The organism is Leptolyngbya sp. AS-A5, assembly GCF_039962495.1.
Taxonomy (GTDB): Bacteria; Cyanobacteriota; Cyanobacteriia; order Leptolyngbyales; family Leptolyngbyaceae; genus Leptolyngbya.
Map to the genome: position 1 here is coordinate 1 of NZ_JAMPLL010000038.1, position 24,389 is coordinate 24,389.

Below are 24,389 nucleotides of genomic sequence, written 5' to 3' on the forward strand. Positions count from 1 at the left end.
CAATTGCTTTGTCAACATTCTCGGCGGCTTGATTGCCTACTGCCATCAACCGAAGAAACCGTCCATTGCGCTCGACCACAATCTGCTGCTCCCGGCTTAACCCGAACTCAGGTTAATCTAATATGCCGCCGATACTAAAGACCACACCGTCAGCGATACCTTCGTGCAACTCCTCCGCACTCGTAAGGCTTGAATCAAATTTGCCGTCACACTCGATGCTGGTCTACCTTAACCCTAACCTGACGTCAGTTCGACGAGATTTTTCGCTTCGGTTTGAGCGGCTTCTTGCCCCCTAAATCCCCCAGAATGGGGGACTTAGAGAACCGCAATTCCCCAATTGAATCGATTCCTAACCCTTCAAAGTCCCCCACCTGTGGGGGATTTAGGGGGCTACCCGCAGGTTCAAACGTAGCTAAAAACTTCTGTCGAACTCACGTTAACACTGAAAATCTCCAACTTTAGTGGGGCATCGAGCGAATGCGACAGAGCTAAGCTTTGGATCAAGTAGCTGGCAGACAGAATATATGACATCGCAATTAAAAACCAATTCAGAGAAAGTTGAAGCGCAAAGAAGCACGTTGTTTGATCGCACGTTTCGCGACCACGAGGGCAATATTGTAATTGCTCAGATGCCAAATTTACCCGTTATCGTTGCCACGACAGCTATCCTATTGCATCTTGTCCTTCCTGCAAGCAGACTCCAAGCTGGAATCGGTTTAATCGGGTTTGGAGCTGCGTTTACCTGGGCTTGGTTAGAACTGTTTCAGGGCGTGAACTACTTCCGTCGAGGACTCGGTTTGTTCACCTTAGTCGGCTTAATCGTGTTCAGTTCCTATATCGCTTGAGGGTCAGATGTAGAACCCTTCAAGCCATCGCTAACGATGGTTTCACCTGTCTTAAACTCAGCTCTTTATAATGAAGAAGTGTAAAGAAACTTCTTCAAAGGGCTGACTCATGCTGATCGATCGACCCCCCGCAACCCAAGCGACTGAGATTCCCGCAGGTGGAACCGATCCGACTTGGTTTGATTGGAAGGAAGCTTGGTATCCGGTTCATTATGTTCGAGATTTAAGCAAAACAGAGCCAACTAAATTTACCCTGTTGGGACAGGATTTAGTCATTTGGTGGGATGTTCAGTCTGAGACTTGGAGAGCATTCGAGGATCAATGTCCGCATCGATTAGCTCCCCTTTCAGAAGGCAGAATTGCAGAAGATGGACTGCTTGAATGTCCCTATCATGGGTGGGCATTTAAAGGAGATGGAAGCTGCGATCGTATTCCCCAACAGTCTGACAATGTTTCTGCAGATGAATCTAAGCGGGCGTGTGTTGCTTCCTATGCCACCGCAGAACGGCAAGGACTATTGTTCATCTATCCCGGTAAGAACAATCCAGAACAAGTGACGATTCCGATCGTGGAAGCAATGGAAGAATCGCCCGATGAATGGGTGTGTTTGAACACGTTTCGCGATTTACCTTACGATGCCTTAACGCTGCTGGAAAATGTTCTTGATGTTAGCCACATTCCGTTTACGCATCATAAATCCGTGGGGAATCGATCGAATGCTTCCACCGTTGAGCTAGAAGTTTTAGAATCTGGCAAGCAAGGTTTTGTAGGCTTTTGGCAAGAAGGCCCACGCAAAGGAACATTGGGATCGCAACATACAAAGTTCATTGCTCCGGCATTGATGTATCACGATCTAACCTCGAAACAATTCGGGCGGACGCTCACGGTTGTTTATGCAACACCGATGCGAAAAGGGGAATGCCGCGTCTTTGCTCGATTCCCGTTTAAGTTTGCCTCCAAGCTTCCCGGCTTTTTTATCAAGCTCACGCCGCGCTGGTATTCGCATTTAGGCAACAACACGGTGTTAGAAGATGATCAAATCTTTTTGCACTATCAAGAGCGCTATTTAGTCGAAAAAGGTGGCAGTGAGAACTATGCAAAAGCTTGTTACTTACCGACTCGTGCCGATGCATTTGTGTCAAGCTTACGAAATTGGGTGAATCAGTTTGAAGCTGATCCCTTTCCGCATCAATCGTTACCTCCTTTGCAGCCGATCGAACAATTACTCGATCGCTATCACTCTCACACCGTTCATTGTTCAAGCTGCCGTACTGCATTGGCGCGAATTCAGCAGTTGAAGTTCGCGATCTCTGTTCTAGGGGGCTTGTGTTGGGCAGTGTTGCCTTTAGTGTCCATTCTCTTTCAGCCGTCATCGCTGCTAATTGCGGGATTGGCTGCGATCGTGCCCCTGATTGCAGGTTCAACTTGGCTTGTGTTACACAATTTAGAGCGCAAGTTTTATCGAGGGGATCGCATTCCAGCGAGAAACCGACCCGAGAAGCCGCGCAAGTAGAGTAACTCCCCAAGCTCAAGCAGTTCTTCTATGTTCACAGTTCTTCTATACTCAAAGTCCCCCACTCGTGGGGGATTTAGGGGGCACAAGCCACTAATAACGCAGCGTTGTACCATCCTAAAACGTTACCTTGTACAACTGAAATAACTCTCCAGGCAACGTCTTCACAATTTTACCGCCCTCAGACTGAATCAATTTCTTCCAATCTTCTAACGATTCGAGAAAGACTTCTGTGCCTAAATACGTTTCCAAAATTGCCCAACTCTCCGCCAGCGGTGCATTCGGATCAAGCACATCAAACACAAACACTCCACCAGGCTTAAGCACCCGCTTCACTTCGGACATAACTAGCGACCAGTAATTGATCGACGAATAACAACTCACGCCCGTCGAAACCACATAATCAAACTGGTTCGCCTCATACTGCAACTGATGCGCCGCTTCGAGCTTAACCCCGCGAAACAGCTTAGAATTGAGTTGCGGAGCGCGAGCATTGATCGCATCACACGCCACCTTACTGACATCTTGACCAGAATAGTAAGCATTCCAATCCCGCCAGCCATAAATCAAAAAACCAACGCCGCAGCCAATATCCAAGCAGCGTTGATTCTTCTGCGGTTGCGCCAATTGCCAAAACGGAGAGGTAATCTTTGCTTGAAGCTGTCCTGATACGCGCTCCCGAAAAATCGGCATTGCCTCAACTTCTTCAGGCAGCGCGATCGCCTCACCGCGATATTCTCGGTTAAAGCGATCGGCGATCGCAGCAATATGTGAATCCCAGTCTTGTACAGCCAATGATTTAGCCTTTGAGTGCGCGAGTAAAGTTTTGACGGTAAGAACGATTAAACATCATAGCGGGCCACAGTAGCGCTAAATACACTCTACCTTGACTAAAGTTTGTCCGTCGGAAGCCTTTCCAAAAGCGATAAGCCCCCACGACATACACCGCCAACGCCAACAATAGTAAGAGCTTCATGCCAAAGTCCTCGTTTTCATTTTCTTTTCAGATTCTAACAATCGAAATGCAGAGTCGGGGGGACTTCACATTTGCTAATAATTGTGAGATTCCTGTCCGAAAAAAGCTAGCGCTGTCAAATTGAATAAAGAGCGATCGCACAAATCGAGAAAGTATGAAGGAGACTGTATGAGAGCAGTGTTAATGGCAGGTGGATCGGGAACTCGACTGAGACCGCTCACCTGTGACCTGCCAAAACCGATGGTTCCGATTCTCAACCGTCCGATCGCGCAACATATTATCAACCTGCTGCAACGCCACCACATTCGGGAAGTGATCGCAACGCTGCACTATCTCCCGGATGTGATGCGTGATTACTTTCAGGATGGCAGTGAGTTCGGGGTGCAAATGACTTATGCGGTTGAGGAAGATCAGCCTTTAGGAACCGCTGGTTGCGTTAAAAATATTGCGGAATTGCTCGAGGATACGTTTTTGGTGATCAGCGGCGATAGTGTTACCGATTTTGACCTGAGTGCTGCGATCGAGTTCCACTACCGCAAGGGATCGAAAGCAACCTTAGTGTTGACGCGAGTACAGAATCCGATCGAGTTCGGTGTGGTAATCACAGATGAAGATTACCGCATTCGTCGCTTCTTAGAAAAACCTTCGAGCAGTGAGATTTTCTCGGATACGGTAAATACCGGAATTTATATTCTTGAGCCGGATGTGCTGAAGTATTTGCCGGACAACGAAGAGGCAGACTTTTCAAAAGATCTGTTCCCGCTTTTGCTGGATAAAGGTGAGCCAATGTATGGCTACATTGCAGAAGGCTATTGGTGCGATGTCGGGCATTTAGATGCGTATCGGGAAGCGCAGTATGCAGGACTATCGCGCAAGGTGAAATTAGAGTTCGATTACGTCGAGCGATCGCCCGGATTGTGGGTAGGAGACAACACTTATATCGATTCTTCAGCACGGATTGAAACACCTGCAATTATTGGCAATAACTGCAGGATTGGAGCGCGGGTGACGATCGAAGCCGGAACCACGATCGGAGATAACGTGACGATCGGGGCGGAAGCCGATCTGAAGCGCCCAGTTATTTGGAATGGTGCCTTGATTGGTGATGAGGTGCATTTACGAGCTTGTGTAATTGCGCGGGGAGCGAGAATCGATCGACGATCGCACGTTCTAGAAGGCGCAGTGGTAGGGCCGCTTTCAACCGTCGGAGAAGAAGCGCTCATTGGCCCCAATGTGCGTGTTTGGCCTAGTAAAAACGTAGAAGCAGGCGCAACGCTCAACACCAATTTAATCTGGGGCTACACAGCACACCGGAACTTATTTGGTCAGCGCGGCGTTTCTGGACTCGCCAACGTCGATATCATTCCAGAATTTGCCGTGAAGCTGGGAGCAGCCTATGGCTCAACGCTCAAACCGGGATCCCAGGTGACGGTTTCACGAGATCAAAGAACGATTTCTCGTATGGTGTCACGATCGATGATTGCAGGCTTGATGTCGGTTGGAATTAATGTGCAAAACCTCGAAGCGACAGCGATTCCCGTGTCGAGATCGGTCGTTCCCACGCTCGGTGTCGCAGGCGGTTTACACATTCGGATCCATCCAGAAAAATCCGATCACATTTTGATTGAGTTCTTCGATCGCATTGGAATTAACGTCTCGAAAGCGATCGAGAAAAAGATCGAGGGCGCATTTTTCAAGGAAGATTTTCGCCGCGCTCCAATTCAAGAAATTGGCGGCGTGGTGAGCGTCAATCAAGCAACTGAAATCTACAGCCGTGGATTTGAGCGGCATTTGAACATTCAAGCGGTGCAGCACAGTAGCTCGAAAGTTGTGATTGATTACGCTTATGCGGTTTCTGGTGCAGTCTTGCCACAGCTATTGGCAAAATTTGGCTGTGATGCAGTCGTATTGAATGCCAGTCTGACGCAAACGGCTCCCTCGGTCAACGATCGTGAATCTCTGCTCAATCAGCTCGGTCACGTCGTCGAAGCGCTAAAAGCAACCTTTGGGGTGCAAGTTTCGGCTAACGGGGAACAGTTGATTCTTGTGGATGAAACAGGCAGCCCAATTCGGGGTGAAACGCTGACGGCGCTGATGGTCGATATGATGTTGACATCAAATCCACGGGGGACGATCGTGGTTCCGGTTCATGCGTCGAGCGCGATCGAGCAAATTGCTCGTCGTCACGATGGCAAAGTGGTACGCACCAAAGCGAGTCCAACGTCGCTAATGGAAGCCTGTCATGCTCACGGCAACACGGTTTTAGGGGGTAGCGGCGAAATGGGCTTTATCTTTCCGCAACTGCATCCTGGCTTCGATGCGATGTTCTGCATTGCGAAACTGATCGAGATGCTGACGCTGCAAGACCGCACTCTGGCGCAAATTCGGGCAGAGTGTCCGCGTGTGTCGCACAAAACCTATTCGGTGCGCTGTCCCTGGACAATTAAGGGAGCGCTGATGCGGCATTTAGTCGAAAGTCATCCCGCCGAAATGTTAGAGACGTTTGACGGCGTGAAGATTTTTAATCCCGATCGCAGCGATAGCTGGGTGCTGATTTTACCGGATGCCACGGAACCCTTAATTCACGTTTACGCCAATAGCCCAAATCGCGGCTGGGTCGATGAAATTTTGCGCGAGTATCGGCTGAAAGTGCAAGAGTTTGTTTACCAAGAACAAGGCATCGAAGAAGCTAGAATAGAGCATGTGTACTAAAATATCGCTTCTTACAAAATCAGCCAAGGCAGTAGAATAACGTTCACCCACTTTTCACAGGTCTATGAACAGCATCATTTTGTTAGCGGACATCATTCAGGAACCGCAGCTTCGATTCACCTCCGACAACCAAACCCCGATCGCGGAGTTACGAGTGGAGTTTGCTGGACTCCGCCCCGAAGATCCGGCAACTCAGCTTAAAGCAGTGGGCTGGGGCAACCTCGCGCAAGAAATTCAAGCAAACTATCACCAAGGCGATCGCGTGATTCTAGAAGGGCGCTTGACGATGAATACCGTCGATCGCCCTGAAGGCTTCAAAGAGAAGCAAGCAGAATTAACCATTCAAAGAATTCACGCTCTAAACGGCGCATCGATCTCTAGTAGCGTCACGACTGAGGCTCCGACTCGCGCTCCCAGCACTCCGCCGCCTGCCGCCACGACTCCGAAACGCACCCCCAAAGCACCTACCGCTCCAGCGCTTGAATCTCAGCCTGAGTTAGACGACATCCCGTTCTAAAATAAAGGCTGATTTTACGGAGCGGTGATATGGAGCGCGATTTTCAGCAGTTAGCAGACCTGTACAAAACTGCGCTCCTCAATGATGTACTTCCGTTTTGGCAGAAGCATTCGATCGATCCGCAAGGCGGCTATTTTACCTGCCTCGATCGCACCGGAAGTGTCTACGATACGGATAAATTTATCTGGTTGCAAAACCGCCAGATTTGGATGTTTTCGATGTTGTGCAACCGATTGGAGCCGCGATCGGAGTGGTTAGACATCGCAGAACATGGCGCGAAATTTTTAGCAAAACATGGGCGCGACGCTGAGGGCAACTGGTATTTTTCGCTCGATCGTTCGGGTCAACCCTTGATTCAGCCGTACAATATCTTCTCTGACTGTTTTGCAGCGATGGCGTTTAGTCAATTTGCGTTAGCATCCGGTCAGGACTGGGCGCGAGAGGTTGCACTTCAGGCATATCAGAACGTCTTGCGTCGGCAGAACAACCCAAAAGGAGTTTATAACAAAGCGTATCCGGGAACGCGATCGATGAAAGGGTTATCCGTCCCGATGATTCTTGCAAATTTAACGCTAGAGATGGAATGGTTATTACCCCAGGAAACGCTAGAACAAGTGCTTAAAGCAACGGTTCAAGAAGTGATGACTGATTTTTTGGATCAGAACTTACTTTACGAAAATGTTGCTCCAGATGGCTCCCACATCGATTCTTTTGAAGGTCGCTTGATTAATCCGGGTCATGGCATTGAGGCGATGTGGTTCATGATGGATATCGCCGAACGCTATGCGCCACGAAGTGTTCGCAGCAATAATCTGGACTTGATTAACCAATGTGTTGACGGGGTACTCAATACTCTAGAGTTTGCCTGGGATCAAACTTATGGCGGGATCTATTACTTCCTGGACATCAAAGGCTATCCAACCCAGCAGCTAGAGTGGGATCAAAAGCTCTGGTGGGTTCACGTTGAAACATTAGTCGCACTGGTCATGGGGTATCGTCTGACCGGACGTGCAGAATGCTGGAACTGGTACGAAAAAGTCCACGATTACAGTTGGAATCACTTTGCCGATCGAGAGTATGGTGAATGGTTTGGCTATCTCAATCGACGCGGCGAAGTGCTACTCAATCTGAAGGGCGGCAAGTGGAAAGGCTGCTTTCATGTTCCACGATCGCTGTACCTCTGCTGGCAGGAGTTCGAGAAGCTCGATCGTTCAGATTCTTCGCAAAACAAAAGCCTCTGAACGTCTTGCCGTGTTTCGACTTCAAAGGCTTTTGAAACTTGAATCAATCTCCTCACACTCCTATACAATCTCACGAAGCTGGAATCTCGTACATCCCTCCTGTGACAGATTTGTAAGTGCAACAGTTTCATCTAACCGTAGAGATTTTCTATTCTGAGAATTAGGGGTTGTGATGGGAGAAATTTCCAAAACAATTCGTCATCAGTAGAATGTCAGTAGGGCAAAGTCATTCAAACCATCGCAAACGGGGAGTTGTTTCATGTCTAGGAAAGCATTGGCATTTGGGTTCATTGCAGGATTGGGTGCTGCGTTCACACTCGCGCAACCGGCTCACGCTCAACAAGCACCCAGTAGCGCTGATTTGCTTCGTGATCCGCAGTCTCAAGATTCTTTGAGTAATCTGTTTAACAATCGCGGCGAAAACCCCAGCACGGGTTTGATGGAGCTAATTCAGCGTGCGACTCAAACCTCGATCGACCCCGATGCCTTCCGACAGCAGCAGCGAGATAGCCTAGACGCTGCAACTGCTGAATTCCTCAAGCGTCGCCAAGTTCTGCTGCAATCCCAACCCGCATCCGTCACACCCGCCCCTACAACTCAACCTGTGGCTCAGCCTGTAAAATAGCGCTACTTCACGACCGGTCGGAACACAAATCGCCCAGATTTTGCCGGAGTCACCCGCACTAGCACGATCGCCATTTCGCGATCGCCGTTCGGGGTGAAATTGACGGGATTGACTGCTCCGATCGTGGTGAATTCCGGGGTTGAAAGTGCAGCGCGAATGCCGTTCCGGGTGGGCGCTTTTTGCAGCGCTGCAATGAACGCTTGAGCCGCATCATAGCCGAGTGCCGATCGCCAAGGTGCAGGCTTGCCCCAAACCGATCGCGCTTGCTGCTCAAACGGCGAATTCTGTAGCTGAGTTTGTGCAGCGGGAATTGCAACGACCATTCCTGCTGCAAGATTTCCCAGTTCTGTAAGAATCCGGGAGCTATAAAGGGCATCTCCTGCCAGAATCGGCAACCGTTTTTGATTGGCGTTAATCACAAGCAGCGCTCGATCGAGCAATTCGCTGTTAGGAGCCAGCAGGATAGCTTGTGCCCCCTTTCTCCTCGCTTGGTTCACTCTATCGGCAATCTCGATCGCGGGATCACTTAAATCAATTTGATCCACGACTTGCCCTCGATCCCCATAGTAGAGCGCATCTTTAAACGAGTCGGTGAGCGATCGACTGTAGCGATTTTTGGAATTGAAGAAGATAGCGACCTTTCGTTTGTTCAGCCGTTTAGTTAGGTGGGCGGCAAGCTGTTTAGCAGGCAATTCATCACTCGGCATCGTGCGAAACACATAGCGACTAAAGCCCGACAAATCTTTTGCCGAGCTAACCGGAGAAATAGCAACCAGTTCCCCGGTTTGATAGATTTTTCCGGCTGCATAGGTTGTGTCGCTGGTTCCATGTCCAATCACGCCGAGAACTTTTGGATCATTTACCAATTGAGTTGCGATCGTGCTTGCGAGCCTAGGATCAGAGTCATCCCACGCCACCGCAACTCGTAGCTTCATGCTTTTGGTTTGATTGATTCGATCTTGCGCTTGAGCAACGCCACGTAATACCTCGATCGAAGACTGAGGTTGAGTGCGAATCGGGATCACTACCGCAATGGTATGAGCTTGATGGTTGCCGATGCGGGCATTGTTCAAATAGATTAAGGTTTCGGGATCAGATTTATCTGCGCGTCGTGCTTTCTCGAAGAGCTTCACCGCTTCAGAAAAATTGCCGCTCCTCATTTTGTCGATCGCGGCTTGCTTCAGCGGCGTTTGTGAAAGTGGATTGAGTCCGATTTCCCCAAAACTAAGTTGTTGTGCCGCCTGCTCGACTACGGGTGTTGCAGCGGGGCGCGTTAATGCCCAGATAGCAATCCCAATGATTGACGCAACTCCCAGCCCGATCGCCGCAAATTTGAAAGACTTTTTTGAGCGACGAGCGTGCGGAGGGCGACCAATTTTTGAGAGGGGAACTTGCGTAAAGGTCGCAGACTTGGCTTGCGCTAATGCGGCGAATACCTCTGAGGCGGTTTGATAGCGATCGTTAAAGTGAAACTGCGTCATTTTCTCGATCACATCCGCAAGCTCGTCGCTCACGTTTGCGTGTTCACGCCAGACGAGGCTGTAAGTCCGGGGATCGTGGGCGAACTGGGAAGGACGCATTCCAGTTAGAGCTTGAATGGCAATGATTCCTAACGAATAGAAGTCACTGTTATATCTTGGTTTTCCGAGGCATTGTTCGCTAGCAGCATAGCCTGTGGTGTATACGGGAAGGCTAACTTGGGTTTGCACCTGCGTTTCTGCAATCGAGGTCTCAACAATGGTTTTAACGGCTCCAAAATCGATCAGCACCAGCTTTTGATCGCGATCGCGGCGAATCAAGTTTTCGGGCTTGAGATCGCGATGAATCACACCCTGTTGATGCACAAAATTAAGAACTTGCGTAACATCTTCAAGTAGCTCAATCACTTGAGCTTCTGAAAGGCGATGACCGCCAGTAATCTCATCGCTCAGGGGATGCCCCTGAACGAATTCTTGCACCAGATAAAACTCGTGATCTTGTTCAAAATACGCCAGCAGTTGCGGAATTTGGTCGTGCTTGCCTAATTTTTCCAGCGTGTCCGCCTCAGCGTAAAACATGCGGCGCACCTGCCGCAAAATCGCTTCATCGTGGCTCGAAAAGCTCAAATGCTTCAGCACACAGCGCGGATTTCCGGGACGACGGGTATCTTCTGCGATGTACGTCTGCCCAAAGCCGCCCGAACCTAGAGCCTGAATGATTCTGTATCGTCCATCGAGAAGTCGTCCTAGCATCGCAGCCCTGGAAAGAGATAATAGTGCATTGTAGGTCGATCGACAAAATCATACACGAAGCAGTCATGAAAATTGAACCACGGCATGAGTGGGCGCTGACGGCAGAAGCAGCTATCCCAATCCAACAGGAACTTCGTCAAGAAGTCATCACCAAAGATCAGTTTGGTGTGGTTCAGTTTGTTGCGGGGATCGATGTGGGATTCGAGAGCGAGGGCACAGTCACGCGAGCCGCCGTTGCGGTGTTATCTTATCCAGAGCTAAAGCTTCATGAAAGCGTGATCGCTCGTCGTCCGACAACCTTCCCCTACATTCCGGGGTTTCTCTCGTTTCGAGAAGTGCCTGCGGTGTTAGATGCGCTGGAGCAACTTCAAATAACTCCCGATTTGTTGCTGTGTGATGGTCAAGGATTGGCGCATCCAAGACGATTTGGCATCGCCTGTCATTTGGGAGTGTTGACGAATTTACCTGCGATCGGGGTTGCAAAATCCCGATTAGTCGGAACTCATGCAGAAGTGCCAAACCAACGCGGTGAATGGGTGCCACTGCTACATAAAGGGGACACGATCGGCGCTGTTCTCCGAACTCGCATCGGCACCAATCCGCTTTATATTTCTTCTGGACATCGGATTAGTTTAGAAACAGCGATCGCCTATGTGATGGGTTGTACGACAAAATATCGATTACCAGAAACAACACGACATGCACACAAATTAGCTAGCGGCTGAAATGCGACTTTTAATTCTGATCATTCTATTCATCAATGTGACATTACCACTGCAGGCAGCACCTTGTCGCAACTTAGACAACCACGAAATTTGTATTGTGACCATCAAACGCAGCGCAAAGAACTATTGGGAGTATCGTGCCAAAGTGCGAGTCGATGGTGAAGTAAAGCCAATGCAGGTATACGACTGCCGTAAGAAAATTGCGATTCAACCGAACAAAGTTCTGGAGCTATTTGAACAAGATGGAACCGCAGAAGTCGTCTGTAGTTTTTTCAAGCCGCCGCGTGATGCGTTTGGAGTCGCTAGTGGAAAACCGGGTTCATTTCGGGGAGTCAGCGACCTACGCCCCAATCTAGACGTTAAGAACATCTTAAGATCGCGTTGAATTGTTATTTCCTTCGATAGTGTGAATAGCAGATACCTCCTAACTGCGTCTTTTGCCCCGTCCTATCCGAACTGGAATACGGGGTTTTGTTTGGATTGATTTTTGTTAAGTGTTGATTTTTGTATGAGTACCGTTGTTGATACTCATACGGTGATTTGGTATTTCACAGTTTAGGAATTCGCGTATGCCAATCAGTCGATCTCTCATACGCCGATGCTACCTGAAACACCTGATCTTCTCGCAGCACATTCCCAACAATTTGCAGACCGATCGGTAAGCCCTGCGAATCAAATCCACAAGGCACACTCATTCCCGGCAGTCCTGCTAAATTCACCGGAATGGTCATCAAATCGATCAGATACATACTGAGTGGATCTTGAGATTTATCACCTAGCTTAAATGCAGTCGTCGGTGCAGTCGGTGAAACTAGCACATCGACTTGCTCAAACGCTGCCTCAAAATCTTGTTTAATTAGCGTTCTCACTTTTTGCGCCTGTAGATAATACGCATCGTAATATCCGGCAGACAGCGCATAGGTTCCGATCATAATTCGGCGTTTGACTTCTGCTCCGAATCCTTCCGATCGTGTCCGCGTGTACATCTCCATCAAGTTTTCAGCCTCTTCGATCCGCGCTCCATACTTCACCCCGTCGTATCGCGCCAAATTTGCGGAGGCTTCCGACGGTGCAATGATGTAGTACGCTGCGATCCCGTAGCGGAACCGAGGACAGGAGATTTCTTTCACTTCTGCGCCCAATGCTTTGAGTTGATCGATCGCGCCATTCACCGCTTTTTCAACTTCTGGATCAAGTCCTTCTCCAAACGTTTCTTTAATCACCCCGACCCGCTTACCTTTCAGGTCTGAAGTCAGAAACTGCGTGTAATCCGGAACATCAACTTTCAGGCTCGTGGAATCTCGCGGATCGTATCCCGCGATCGCATTCAGCAAAATCGCCGCATCTTCCACCGATCGCGCAAATGGGCCAATCTGATCCAGCGACGACGCAAACGCCACCAAACCATAGCGCGACACCAAGCCATAGGTCGGCTTCAATCCCACAATGCCGCAAAACGAGGCAGGTTGCCGAATCGAGCCGCCTGTGTCGGAACCAAGCGCGATCGGACATTCTCCTCCGGCAACTGCCGCTGCCGATCCCCCCGACGATCCGCCCGGAACTCGTGACGTATCCCAAGGGTTCGCGGTTTTTGCATAAGCTGAAGTTTCGGTCGAGCCGCCCATCGCAAACTCATCGAGATTGGTTTTCCCAAGTATCACAGCGCCTGCATCGATCAGCTTCTGCGTCACGCTCGATTCATACGGCGGCACGAAATTTTGCAGAATCTTAGAGGCGCAAGTGGTTGGAACGCCTTTTGTACAAAGATTATCTTTAATGCCAATCGGAATGCCCGCCAACAATCCAATCTCCTCGCCAGCAGCAATTTTGGCATCAATTTGCTTCGCGTGTTCCAAAGCGCGATCGCTCGTCACCTGCAAAAAACTATGCAGCATCGGTTCAAGCGCTTGAATCTGATTCAGCGACTCCTGCACAATTTCAACTGCCGATCGTTCTTTGCGGATGAGTTGTTGATGCAACTCGCGAATGGATGCCATCTGCATTACTCCCTATAACTGATGCTGTGTGCTCAAATCCACACAAATGTACAGTATAGTCGCTCGCGAATTACTCTTTATGCCTCGCTGATCAGTGGATCAGATTATTCGCCGATCGCTCATGCCACGCTCGATCGCGCAAAGCTTGGAATTTACATCGCTATAGATTGATAGAGCGCAGTTGAGTCAGCGGCAGCGTTAGCAAGCGGGGAGCTTCTGGGAATTTTGAGAGCAATCACAAACTCTTTGGGTGGCTCAGCCTGAATAATTTCTGCATCAGTTGTAGAGCTTCAGGGTACAGTATTGTCCTGAGCCTCAAGCATCACTGAATTCCTGAATCTAAATCGTTCTTCGTTTCTTGTTCGTCCAAGCTTCTGTGGCGTGAATGTGATTACCCTAACTCTCTTGCATCCCGATCGGCTAACGCCCGTTCAGCACTGGACATTTGATGACGGTTCAACCGTCCGGGTGGGTCGATCGACAGATAATCAGGTTGTCCTCTACAGTGCCGTTGTTTCTCGCTACCATGCGGAAATTCGACGAGTCAATTCGTCTTGGGAACTGGCTAGCCTGGGCGCGAACGGCACGTATTACGAGGGCAAAAGAATTTCACAAGTGCCAATCCGCGATGGCATGATTTTTCGGTTGGCACGTTCAGGCCCAAATTTGCAAATTCATTTGGGTCGTTCCGATCCCGCGCTGCTGAAACGAGCCGCTGAGTCCACCCGTATTCCGGCTCAAGCTGTAAGCAATACCGTCGCTTACCACGGGGAAGACGATAAGACGCAATTGCTACAACCGTCAAAGATTGGCTTAACCTCAAAAACGACGATGGACTCAAGCCAGTCAAGTTATGAATCGGCAAATCCAGATCCCTGCACGATCGGACAATATCACTCGATCAAGCTTTTGAGTCGAGGCAAAATGGGTGTGACTTACGTAGGTCAGTATGCGGGCGAAGCCGTTCTCCTCAAAACGCTCCATTCGAGTTGGCTGAATCATCCGGAGGCGTTGTCGTTGTTCGAGCGGCAGGCAAAGCTGCTGCGATCGTTGAATCATCCTGGGCTTCCTCGTTGGCGCGATTTTTTTCGCGTGGACGGGCAGCCGTTTTTAGTCACAGAACTGATCGCAGGAAGAACGCTCTTTCACCACATTCTAGAGCGGGGCAAAGTCGATCTCAAGCAAGCAGTCGATTGGATGATCGAGGTGTGTGAAATTCTGGATTATCTCCACGCACAAGCTCTGCCCGTTCTCCATCAAGATATCCGTCCCTCCAATATTATTTGTCGATCGCATTCGACTTCTTCTTACCAGTTAGCGCTGGTTGATTTTGGCGGGGTGCGCGGACTAAGTTTAGATAAGCTAGCTGCTACTTATCTCGCTCCAGAGCAGAAATTTGGACAAGCAACCGTTTTATCGGATTTATATGCGATCGGCACCACACTCTCGTTTTTGATTTCAGGTCAGCCGCCGCACTTGTTCTACCGCCAATGGCAGCAGGATTATCGCTTTAGTCCCGATTTGATTCCGGGACTGTTGCCAGAGTTGGTTGAAGTGCTGTATCGACTAACAGAGCCAAATCCGAACGATCGCTATCAGTCGGCACGCGAGGTAGAAGCGGCGTTACGATCGCTCGTTTAATGCGAAGATGGAATCCGTTTGATTTGATCGAGCTTCATGAAGATTGCAACCTGGAATGTCAATTCGATTCGGACTCGTCTGGCTCATGTAACCCAGTGGCTCACCGACAATCCGATCGATCTACTGTGTGTGCAGGAAACAAAGGTCGTCGATGAGTTATTTCCGCATGAGGCGATCACCTCAATTGGGTATCACGCTTATGTGTATGGACAGAAGAGTTATAACGGGGTCGCGCTGATTAGTCGATCGCCGCTTCAGGCAGTGGATTTAGGATTTGGGGCAATTTTGCCTGCGGAAATTGTTGGTAATTTGGACGATCAAAAGCGGGTGATTAGTACCGTGTTGAATGGTGTGCGAATTGTTGATCTCTATGTTCCGAATGGTTCAGCCGTAGGCAGTGAGAAGTATGAATACAAGCTGCGTTGGTTGAAAGTATTGCGCGAATATTTGCAGACGTTACTTCGGCAGTCTCCATCTTTACTGGTGTGTGGTGACTTTAATATTGCGCTTGAAGATATTGATATTCACACCCCAAAAGGACGTGAGAAGCAAGTGATGGCAACTGATTTAGAGCGGGAAGCGCTGCGCCATGTCTTAGATCTTGGACTCTCCGATGCGTTTCGGAAGTTCACAACAGAAGGTGGACACTATAGCTGGTGGGATTATCGATCGGCGGGATTCCGTCGCAATGCAGGCTGGCGGATTGATCATCACTACCTGACACCGAATCTCTATGAGCGGGCGATTTCTTGTGTGATCGATCGTGCTCCCCGCGAACTTGAACAACCGAGCGATCATACGCCCGTGATTGTAGAACTCTCCTAACACAAATTCAATCAGTTAATTTATGCAATTTGTATATGCTCCATTCATCAACGTAGGAACACAATCGCTAACATTGATCTCTGCTGCCAACTCGACATCTTGTTCAAAACCTCGCTGAATTAGTTCTTGACCGGAGCTACATTGCTTGATCAGATGGTTTAGCGATCGCCAGACCCCTTCATACGCCGCGACTGCTAATTCCGCTTCTGGTGATCGACTGCCGTTTAAACCATTGATCACCGCTCCCGCTCCGATCAAATCCTCGAAAGAAGGACGCAGGCTACCGTTCTCCCAGGTTTCTCCTGCTGGAATCACCGCGATTCTTCGTCCGTATTGCATTGCCGCGATCGCAACAGCTTGATGATTTCTCAAACACCCAGTTAGAGTCGGAGTTGTGCCTGTGATACGACTTAAAGAAGACCCATTTGGAGAGGGAAGCACCAGTCGAGTTCCTGGCTCGATCAAAAGCAACGAAGTCGGAGATAAAGAGTACCTCCCACTGCCACGCTTTTCGGCAATTTCTGCCCCTACGGATCGAGCAAATGCGTTGGCAGATTCATCTTTCCACTGATACGGAAACACGATCGCGCCTCGACGATTTGCAATCTCAATGCAAGTCGAAAACGAAAGAACATCAACAATAATGACAACATCACTGATAGGCGTTAACCGCAAAACCCCCTGCTGACCCCATTCACAGCGCACCTCAAATTGAGCTTGATCAAAGTTCATCCTAGAAGACTTATTCTCCATTTTAGAACGCAAGTCCGATCGCAATTGCGACGATCGCACCAATCAAGGTATTCAAAATATTCACAACATCGTGAGTGAGAAATGGGACTTTATCTTCGATCGTGGCTCCAATCAGACTCTCGATTGTAGTTGCCACAAATGCCGCGATCGCACAAATGACAACTCCGATCGGGCTGATTAATCCCAGTAACCAACCGACGATCGCGATCGCGATTGAGCCAATTACACCTGCGATCGTGCCTTCTAAACTCACGGCTCCTTCTGTTCCACGCGGCACAGGCTTCAATGTCGTAATTAAAAACGTTCGTTGACCATACGCTTTCCCAATTTCTGTGCCGCAAGTATCGGATAGCTTGGTGCAAAAACTCGCGACAAATCCTAATTGCAGCAACACAACCCAAGGTAACGACGGCGGAAGAACACCATTGGACAGCAGAAAGACTAAAATCGCGCAAATTGCACCAACGAGCGCTGATCCCCAAACATTTCCGGCTCCTCTGGCTCCCGATCGCGCTTCTGCAATCCCCAATTCTTCTTTCTGTGCCTTACCCACGAAGGTCACACCCGACCCAACCAGAAAGTAGAATATCACCAGCAGGTAGCCCTGCCAGCCGAGGCAGCCCCAGACAATCACACCCAGAATCCAAGCATTTGCAAGTCCTCCGGGAGTCAGAAGTTTTTTCGGGACGATCGCCGCAACTCCGAGCAGAACGGTGTTGACTACGATCGCAATGAGCCAGCCTGAAGCTATTGGGGGCATAATTCACAGAAAAAATTCGCCATAATTAATTGTGGCATTTCTATGGCTGACGCGATTATGTCTTCAGTGCTGTTTCATCTAGCGTTTCCGGTTCGCGATATTCCCACAACGAAAAGCTATTACGTAGACGGTTTAGGCTGTGGTTTAGGGAGAGAAAACGCACAGTCTGCAATTCTGAATCTGTACGGTCATCAACTCGTCGCGCACGTTACACCTGACGCGATCGCACCGCAAACAGGCATCTACCCGCGTCACTTTGGGCTTGTGTTTACCGATGAAGCTGACTGGAGAGCTTTGCTCGATCGCGCAGAGCAAAAACAACTGACGTTTTATCAACAGCCAAAACAGCGCTTTCTCGGTACTCCACTCGAACACCGCACCTTTTTCCTGGTTGATCCGTTTGGCAATCTGATGGAGTACAAATATTACGCTCATCAAGACGCAATTTTTGGCAATCAAGATTCAGAGTTGATCGGCGATCGCACTTAATCCAATTCGCGCCTGCCTTCGAGTGCCCGTGCCAGCGTTACTTCGTCGGCATATTCCAAATCGCCGCCCATCGGTAAACCAAAGGCAATCCGAGTCACACGGGTAAAAGGCTTCAGCAAACTACCGACATACAGCGTTGTCGTTTCGCCTTCCACACTGGGACTAATGGCAAGAATGACTTCTTCCACTTTTTGCTGGCTCACTCGTCGAACCAATTGCTTGATATTGAGTTGTTCCGGGCCAATGCCGTCGATCGGCGAAATTAATCCACCTAAAACGTGATACTTCCCGCGATATTCCCGCGTTTTTTCCAGCGCAATCACATCACGAGAATCTGCCACGACGCAGATCGTTTTGGCATCACGCTGGGGCGATCGACAAATTTCGCAGACAGGTTCTGCCGACAAATGACCGCATACAGAACAGTACCCAACCTGTAGCTTCGCTTCCATCAACGCCATCGCCAAAGCTTTCACTTCTTCTTCGGGGCGTTTGATCAGATGCAAAGCTAAGCGCTGGGCTGATTTGGGGCCAACACCAGGGAGGTGCTGCAATTGCTCGATCAATCGAGCTAAAGGGCGTGTGTAAACCGTTGTCCTTCCTCCGATTCGCTCTTGTCGATCGTAGCGCAAACCGCCTCTATCCGGGGGGCCAAGACAGCGATCGACCGCCTAAAATATGCAAGTGCAAATGATACACGGTTTGACCGCCATCTTCACCTGTGTTAATCACGAGACGATAGCCGTTAGTCAGTCCTTGTTGTTCTGCAACTCGTTTAGCGGTCAGAAGCAGGTGCCCCATTAAGGCATGATCTTTAGATTCTGCATCCGAGAGTTTGGCGATCGGTTGCTTGGGAATCACCAGAATATGAACAGGCGCTTGCGGGTTCACGTCGCGAAATGCCAGCGCTAGAGTATCCTCGTAAACAATATCCGCCGGAATTTCTTTGCGAATGATTTTGCCGAAAATGGTATCGGTCGGGTCGCTCATACAGGCAAGTAAAATCAGTTCGCTGAATATTGTATCAATCTTGTTGATATGAAAAAGTTAACAAATTTGCAAGCGTTCGCGATCGAGAATGTTTTACTAAAGTTAGCAAGACTACATTCGAGGAAGATTTTTCGTGGAACGTTTCATTCTAGTGCTAGAAGAAAACCCAGAACATACGCTTCTCATTCAATCCGCGTTTCAGCAAGATGCTTTTCAAGTCGAAGTGATCGCTGATGGCACAAGCGCAATCAATTTCTTACAGCGTCGCGGCGAATATTCTGAAGCTCCGCGCCCTGATTTAATTTTACTCGATTTGAATTTACCTGGAAAATCGGGGCAAGAGATATTAACAGAATTAAAGTCTGACCCGAAGCTTAGGCGAATTCCGGTCGTGATTTTGACTAGCTCTGATCGAGAAGAAGAAATCTTTCAAAGTTATACGCTGCAAGGTAACAGCTACGTTATTAAAGCTTCGGATTGCGATCAATTATCACAAATCATTCAACGAATTAAAGATTTCTGGTTAGGAATTGTGACTTTACCATTAGAGTGAGCGCTCATTTCTCCAGATCATACAAATAAGTAAAAACAACTAAGCAAAAACAATTGAGTAGAAGCGATTGATCTCAAAATAAAATTACTTCGGCTTTATTTAACAATCCAGCTTAGTTTTCTAAGTTATGCTGCTGACTTAGAGTAGAAATAGAAATGCGGCAGCTTAAGATTTGAACTCTGCATCATCGGTCGAAAAGCTCCCACATAAAGCACAATATTTTCGCGCCCTGGGCGTAAGGACAGCTATGACCGATATCACTTTGGAAGCGCAACCAAGTAGCTTAATCAGCTTGAAACAACCCTCAATTCACCGCTTAACTCAGATTCAGCCGCATGGTATTCTGATTGTCTTACAGGAACCAGATCTAACTGTTTTGCAAGCGAGCGGAAATACGAATTCTGTTCTTCAGATTGCTCCAAGCAATTTGTTAGGTAAAGCGATCGACGAAATCTTTGATTCATTCCAAGTTGAGCGATTTCGGGAAGGATTAGCCGCAGATAATTTGGACTTTATCAATCCGACAAGAGTTTGGATCAGAAAAAGAGGCGATGATTATGCTGTATTTGATGCAGTGTTTCATCGGAGTGCAGATGGATTCTTGGTGTTGGAATTAGAGCCTGCATTAGCTCAAGAAAACATTCCGTTTTTAAGCTTCTATCACCTTGCGAAAGCTTCGATTAATCAGCTACAAGCAACAGCAAATCTACAAGATTTCTGTCAGATTATTGTGCAAGAAGTTCGGAAGGTGACGGGGTTCGATCGCGTCATGCTCTACAAATTTGATGGCGATGGTCACGGAGAAGTCGTTGCAGAAGAGAAAATCGAAGAACTAGAGCCTTATTTTGGCTTGCATTTCCCAGAATCAGACATTCCTCAGCCTGCGCGTAAGATGTTTGTCTCAAACTGGATTCGTGTGATTCCAGATGCTCATGCTGAACCTGTTTCGCTTTATCCTACTCATAATCCTGTCACTCAGCAACCGACAGATTTAACGCTATCAATTCTGCGGAGTCCTTACGCCTGTCACACTGAATATTTGCACAATATGGGCGTAGGCGCATCGCTGACCATTTCATTGATGAAAGACCAAAAGCTCTGGGGATTAATTGCTTGTCATCATCGCACCCCGAAAGCCGTTTCTTACGAACTACGCAAGGCTTGCGAATTTTTAGGTCGAGTCATTTTTGCGGAAATTTCTACACGCGAAGAAGCCGCAGATTATCACTATCGAATGCACCTAGCACGAGTACATTCTGCACTGATTGAATCGATGTCTGAAGCGGAGAATTTTATTGATGGCTTAATTCAATCTGAGCTGAATTTATTGGATTTAGCAGATGCAAAAGGGGCTGCGATTTGTTTTGGAGGACGCTGGACAACGATCGGGCAAACGCCATCCGAAGAAGAACTAAATTACTTAGTGCAGTGGCTGGCGAAAAACGTCGATGACGAAGTGTTTTATACCAGCGAATTACCCGCTATCTATTCTGATGCAGAGCGCTTTAAGCACGTCGCTAGCGGATTATTAGCAATTCCCATTTCAAAACGGAGCTACGTGCTTTGGTTCCGCCCTGAAGTGATCCAAACCGTGAATTGGGGGGGTGATCCCAATCATGCGTATGAACTGCAAGAAGTGGGCAATGAACGTCGTCTCTGTCCGCGTAAGTCGTTTGAATTATGGAAAGAAACGGTTCGGCTGAATTCATTGCCGTGGAAACCCGTTGAAATTCAAGCAACCCTTGAATTACGAAAAGCGATCGTTAACATCGTGCTGCGACAAGCGGAAGAATTGGCACTCTTGGCACAAGATTTAGAGCGATCGAACGCAGAACTGAAAAAGTTTGCTTATGTTGCCTCTCATGATTTACAAGAGCCGCTGAATCAAGTTGCAAACTATGTGCAACTGCTCGAAATGCGCTATCACGACTCCCTCGATCAAGATGCCACGGATTTCATCGATTTTGCGGTCGAAGGTGTGAGCTTAATGCAGACCTTGATCGATGATGTTTTGGTGTATTCAAAAGTCGATCTCAAAGGTATTGAATGGCAACTCACCGATGCGGAAACGGCTCTGAATCATGCATTGAGTAATTTGCGTGGACGCATTGCCGAGACTGGAACTCAGATTACTTTTGATCCAATGCCGCAAATTGTGGCGGACGGGACTCAATTGATGCAACTGTTCCAAAATTTGATTGGGAATGCGATCAAATTCAAGGGCAATCAGCCGCCACACATTCATATTGGCGTTCAGCGACAGGAAGATGCTTGGCTCTTCTCAGTCCGAGACAACGGTATCGGCATCGAGCCGCAATTTAACGATCGTATTTTCGTGATCTTTCAGCGGTTACATACCCGTGATGAATATCCCGGATCAGGCATGGGATTAGCCATCTGTAAAAAGATTGTCGAATGCCATCGCGGACGCATCTGGGTCGAATCGGAAATCGGTCACGGCGCGACTTTTCACTTCACCATCCCCGTTGGAGGACGAGATCCCAGCCATGCGATCGGACAAAAGAAAAACTATCTTTTTAATCGAAGATAACCGAGGCGATATTCGGCTTATCCAGGAAGCGCTCAAAAGCACCGCAACTGAATGTGAAGTTATTGTGGCGCGGGATGGGGTCGAAGCAATGCAACTCCTTCAGAGTCAGGAAACTTACCCAGACCTGATTCTGTTGGACTTGAATTTGCCGAGGAAGGATGGACGGGAAGTGCTCGCCGAGATCAAAGCTGATCCGTTGCTGAAGCACATTCCCGTCGTTGTGCTGACGACCTCGCGCAATGAGGAAGACATTCATAAGAGCTACGATCTGCACGTGAATTGCTATATCGCTAAATCCCGCAATCTGAGCCAGTTGTTCAAAATCATTCGGGGGATTGAAGAGTTTTGGCTAGACACCGCCACATTACCGATCAAAGTCGGACAGAGTCCCACTTAGAACAGCGTCCCTGTGTCAAAGTGCTACTGGTCGAAGACAATGCAGCAGAAGCGCGACTGTTGCAAGAGATTCTAAAGCACACGATCGAATGCCGATTTCAGCTTGTCCCAGTGCAGCGAATGCGCGAAGCGATCGCGCTGCTGGAATCTGAGGCATTCGATGTTGTCTTGCTGGATCTCACGCTGCCAGATAGTGCGGGACTCGATTCGCTGAATACGATGCTGCGGCATTCTCCCAATCTCCCGATCGTGGTTCTGACCAACACAAACGACGATCAGCTTGCCATTCACGCCGTCCGACACGGCGCTCAGGATTATCTCGTGAAACGGCAGATTAATCCGGATACCTTTATTCGCTCCATTCGATATGCGATCGAGCGCAAACAAGCAGCAGAAGCGCTCCGAGAAGCAAACGATATTCTTGAACATCGCGTCCAAGAACGGACAAGAGAACTGGAAACGGCAAATCAGCGGCTGCAACAAGAAATCGATCGTGCTCAGAAAATCCAAGAGCGGCTAGAACTCGCACAAAAAGCCGCAAAAATGGGCAGCTTTGAATGGAACCTTCACACCCAGGCAATGGCTTGGACAGGCGAGGTCGAAGCGCTTTACGGCTTAGTACCTCATAGTTTTGGTGGCACTGCTGCCGATTGGATTGCGTTGATTCACCCGGACGATCGCGCCAAAATCGAGCAAGAATGCCAAAGTGCGATCGCGCAGTTCCACGGACTCGACATCGAATTCCGTATCCTGCATCCCAACGGCAGCATTCGTTGGATCGCCGTTCAAAGCAGCGTCTTTGCATCAGAACTGAATTCACCGCGAATGCTGGGAATTCACATGGATATCACTGAGAAAAAACAGCTTGAAGCCCAGTTTTTCAGAGCGCAACGGCTCGAAAGTCTCGGAACCCTAGCAAGCGGAATTGCTCACGATCTCAACAATATCCTGACTCCAATTCTGGCAGTCACTCAACTGCTTCCGCTCAAACTTCCCAATCTCAGCGACCAAAACCGCGTTCTGCTCACCACTGCCGAAACCAGTGCCCGACGCGGAGCCGATCTCGTGAAGCAAATTCTAGCGTTTGCGCGAGGCGTTGAGGGGCGACGAGTCAGCCTACAACTCCGTCACGTCCTTCGCGAAATTCAGCACATCATTCAACCCACCTTTCCAAAATCGATCGACCTTCACACAGACATCGCACCCGACCTTTGGACAATCACAGGCGATGCCACTCAGATCCATCAAATCCTAATGAACCTGTGCGTGAATGCTCGCGATGCGATGCCCGACGGCGGAGCGCTGACGCTTAAAGCCGAGAATGTCACGATCGACGCCGCGATCGCTCGCTTGCATCTGGAAGCCCAAGTCGGGGCTTACGTTTTGGTTACAGTGACGGATACGGGAAGCGGCATCACTCCGGACAATCTTCAGCGAATTTTCGACCCCTTTTTCACCACCAAAGACATTGGCAAAGGCACAGGTTTAGGACTCTCCGCTTTGCTCGGCATTGTCAGAAGCCATGGCGGATTTGTCGATGTTCACAGCCAAATCAATCAAGGCAGTCAGTTCAAGATTTATCTACCTGCCACTTCTACGATCGAACCCCCCGCCCCACCGGATTCCAAACTGTTATCTGGTGAACAGACCCTAATTTTGATTGTCGATGACGAAGCAGCCATTTGTGAAACCGTGCAAGCCACACTGCTCGATTACGACTACCAAGTTCTGACCGCTGCGAGTGGCTTAGCCGCGATCGAGCTTTTGACGCAATACAAAACTCAAATTCGCACGGTTTTGCTCGATTTGATGATGCCATCGCTGGATGGATTTGCCACGTTACCCCTCCTGCGGCAGTGGAATCCTCAACTGTATGCGATCGCCATGAGCGGAGTCGCTTCTACAGAAGTCGTTGCCCAAGCAGAAGCACATGGCTTTCAGGGATTTTTGCAAAAGCCATTTACAACACAGGATCTCGTGAGCATCCTGTCTCACGATCGCGCTTTACCGCAGAATGCAGGGTACTCTACCGAGAGGTAAAAACTGAGG

23 protein-coding genes are annotated in these 24,389 nt (G+C 48.9%); 15 read left to right on the forward strand and 8 right to left on the reverse strand.

The features are described 5' to 3' along the window. Positions 1-524: 524 nt before the first annotated feature. Positions 525-845 (forward strand): hypothetical protein, encoded by a 321-nt coding sequence (locus tag NC980_RS23110; protein WP_190379315.1) that lies wholly within the window; start codon positions 525-527, stop codon positions 843-845. A gap of 109 nt (positions 846-954) precedes the next feature. Continuing rightward, the gene (locus NC980_RS23115; RefSeq protein WP_190379316.1) at positions 955-2,358 is read left to right on the forward strand and encodes a Rieske 2Fe-2S domain-containing protein; all 1,404 of its coding nucleotides are present in this window, start codon (positions 955-957) and stop codon (positions 2,356-2,358) included. A 117-nt stretch (positions 2,359-2,475) separates the two neighbouring features. Here NC980_RS23115 and NC980_RS23120 read toward each other — a convergent pair whose 3' ends face one another. Together NC980_RS23120 and NC980_RS23125 are read right to left on the reverse strand one after the other, a co-directional pair. Beyond that, positions 2,476-3,153: a class I SAM-dependent methyltransferase gene (locus NC980_RS23120; protein WP_190379317.1), complete on the reverse strand. Its 678-nt coding sequence runs from the start codon at positions 3,151-3,153 to the stop codon at positions 2,476-2,478. A gap of 4 nt (positions 3,154-3,157) precedes the next feature. Beyond that, on the reverse strand, positions 3,158-3,334 hold the full coding sequence (locus tag NC980_RS23125; RefSeq protein WP_190379318.1) for a hypothetical protein: 177 nt from the start codon (positions 3,332-3,334) through the stop codon (positions 3,158-3,160). Between the two features lie 168 nt (positions 3,335-3,502). Between NC980_RS23125 and NC980_RS23130 the strand changes: the two genes are divergently transcribed. The 4 genes from NC980_RS23130 to NC980_RS23145 all read left to right on the forward strand — a co-directional run bounded on the left by NC980_RS23130 (position 3,503) and on the right by NC980_RS23145 (position 8,429). Continuing rightward, entirely contained in the window at positions 3,503-6,046 is a 2,544-nt protein-coding gene (locus NC980_RS23130; protein ID WP_190379319.1) for a mannose-1-phosphate guanyltransferase, read from the forward strand. A gap of 64 nt (positions 6,047-6,110) precedes the next feature. Beyond that, positions 6,111-6,563 carry a single-stranded DNA-binding protein gene (locus tag NC980_RS23135; RefSeq protein WP_190379320.1) on the forward strand — a complete coding sequence of 151 codons (453 nt, stop codon included), beginning with the start codon at positions 6,111-6,113 and terminating at the stop codon, positions 6,561-6,563. Positions 6,564-6,592: 29 nt separating this feature from the next. After that, complete coding sequence (locus NC980_RS23140; protein WP_190379321.1) at positions 6,593-7,804, forward strand: AGE family epimerase/isomerase; 1,212 nt, start codon at positions 6,593-6,595, stop codon at positions 7,802-7,804. 259 nt (positions 7,805-8,063) lie between these two features. Beyond that, complete coding sequence (locus tag NC980_RS23145; RefSeq protein WP_190379322.1) at positions 8,064-8,429, forward strand: hypothetical protein; 366 nt, start codon at positions 8,064-8,066, stop codon at positions 8,427-8,429. Positions 8,430-8,431: 2 nt separating this feature from the next. On the opposite strand, the gene NC980_RS23150 is transcribed toward NC980_RS23145, so the two are convergent. Next, a complete protein-coding gene (locus NC980_RS23150) occupies positions 8,432-10,660 on the reverse strand; it encodes a bifunctional serine/threonine-protein kinase/ABC transporter substrate-binding protein (RefSeq protein WP_190379323.1) in 2,229 nt (742 codons plus the stop codon). A gap of 65 nt (positions 10,661-10,725) precedes the next feature. On the opposite strand from NC980_RS23150, the gene nfi reads away from it, so the two are divergent. Next, a complete protein-coding gene (gene nfi, locus NC980_RS23155) occupies positions 10,726-11,385 on the forward strand; it encodes a deoxyribonuclease V (RefSeq protein ID WP_190379324.1) in 660 nt (219 codons plus the stop codon). 1 nt (position 11,386) lies between these two features. Then, a complete protein-coding gene (locus NC980_RS23160) occupies positions 11,387-11,770 on the forward strand; it encodes a hypothetical protein (RefSeq protein WP_190379325.1) in 384 nt (127 codons plus the stop codon). A 163-nt stretch (positions 11,771-11,933) separates the two neighbouring features. On the opposite strand, the gene gatA is transcribed toward NC980_RS23160, so the two are convergent. Then, positions 11,934-13,382 carry an Asp-tRNA(Asn)/Glu-tRNA(Gln) amidotransferase subunit GatA gene (gatA, locus tag NC980_RS23165; RefSeq protein ID WP_190379326.1) on the reverse strand — a complete coding sequence of 483 codons (1,449 nt, stop codon included), beginning with the start codon at positions 13,380-13,382 and terminating at the stop codon, positions 11,934-11,936. Positions 13,383-13,769: 387 nt separating this feature from the next. On the opposite strand from gatA, the gene NC980_RS23170 reads away from it, so the two are divergent. Together NC980_RS23170 and xth are read left to right on the forward strand one after the other, a co-directional pair. Then, positions 13,770-15,023 carry an FHA domain-containing protein gene (locus tag NC980_RS23170; RefSeq protein WP_347273187.1) on the forward strand — a complete coding sequence of 418 codons (1,254 nt, stop codon included), beginning with the start codon at positions 13,770-13,772 and terminating at the stop codon, positions 15,021-15,023. A gap of 36 nt (positions 15,024-15,059) precedes the next feature. Further along, positions 15,060-15,848 (forward strand): exodeoxyribonuclease III, encoded by a 789-nt coding sequence (gene xth / locus NC980_RS23175; protein ID WP_190379328.1) that lies wholly within the window; start codon positions 15,060-15,062, stop codon positions 15,846-15,848. A 15-nt stretch (positions 15,849-15,863) separates the two neighbouring features. On the opposite strand, the gene NC980_RS23180 is transcribed toward xth, so the two are convergent. Both NC980_RS23180 and NC980_RS23185 read right to left on the reverse strand, forming a co-directional pair. Continuing rightward, positions 15,864-16,580: a 2-phosphosulfolactate phosphatase gene (locus tag NC980_RS23180; RefSeq protein ID WP_190379329.1), complete on the reverse strand. Its 717-nt coding sequence runs from the start codon at positions 16,578-16,580 to the stop codon at positions 15,864-15,866. Between the two features lie 22 nt (positions 16,581-16,602). Then, positions 16,603-17,361 (reverse strand): TIGR00297 family protein, encoded by a 759-nt coding sequence (locus NC980_RS23185; RefSeq protein WP_190379330.1) that lies wholly within the window; start codon positions 17,359-17,361, stop codon positions 16,603-16,605. 57 nt (positions 17,362-17,418) lie between these two features. Between NC980_RS23185 and NC980_RS23190 the strand changes: the two genes are divergently transcribed. Then, a complete protein-coding gene (locus NC980_RS23190; protein WP_190379343.1) occupies positions 17,419-17,850 on the forward strand; it encodes a VOC family protein in 432 nt (143 codons plus the stop codon). Here NC980_RS23190 and recR read toward each other — a convergent pair. Next, complete coding sequence (gene recR / locus NC980_RS23195) at positions 17,847-18,458, reverse strand: recombination mediator RecR (RefSeq protein ID WP_190379344.1); 612 nt, start codon at positions 18,456-18,458, stop codon at positions 17,847-17,849. The two genes, NC980_RS23190 and recR, sit on opposite strands and share 4 nt — an antisense overlap. 31 nt (positions 18,459-18,489) lie before the next feature. Further along, entirely contained in the window at positions 18,490-18,840 is a 351-nt protein-coding gene (locus tag NC980_RS23200; RefSeq protein ID WP_190379331.1) for a histidine triad nucleotide-binding protein, read from the reverse strand. Positions 18,841-18,973: 133 nt separating this feature from the next. On the opposite strand from NC980_RS23200, the gene NC980_RS23205 reads away from it, so the two are divergent. From NC980_RS23205 to NC980_RS23220, 4 genes are all read left to right on the forward strand, one after another. Continuing rightward, complete coding sequence (locus NC980_RS23205; RefSeq protein ID WP_199298763.1) at positions 18,974-19,393, forward strand: response regulator; 420 nt, start codon at positions 18,974-18,976, stop codon at positions 19,391-19,393. Positions 19,394-19,640: 247 nt separating this feature from the next. Next, positions 19,641-21,944 carry an ATP-binding protein gene (locus tag NC980_RS23210; RefSeq protein ID WP_190379332.1) on the forward strand — a complete coding sequence of 768 codons (2,304 nt, stop codon included), beginning with the start codon at positions 19,641-19,643 and terminating at the stop codon, positions 21,942-21,944. After that, positions 21,901-22,341, forward strand: a complete 441-nt coding sequence (locus tag NC980_RS23215) for a response regulator (protein WP_190379333.1) — start codon at positions 21,901-21,903, stop codon at positions 22,339-22,341. The genes NC980_RS23210 and NC980_RS23215 overlap by 44 nt, the downstream gene beginning before the upstream one ends. After that, positions 22,290-24,380: a response regulator gene (locus NC980_RS23220; protein WP_190379334.1), complete on the forward strand. Its 2,091-nt coding sequence runs from the start codon at positions 22,290-22,292 to the stop codon at positions 24,378-24,380. Before NC980_RS23215 ends, NC980_RS23220 begins: the two co-directional genes overlap by 52 nt. Positions 24,381-24,389 lie beyond the last annotated feature (9 nt).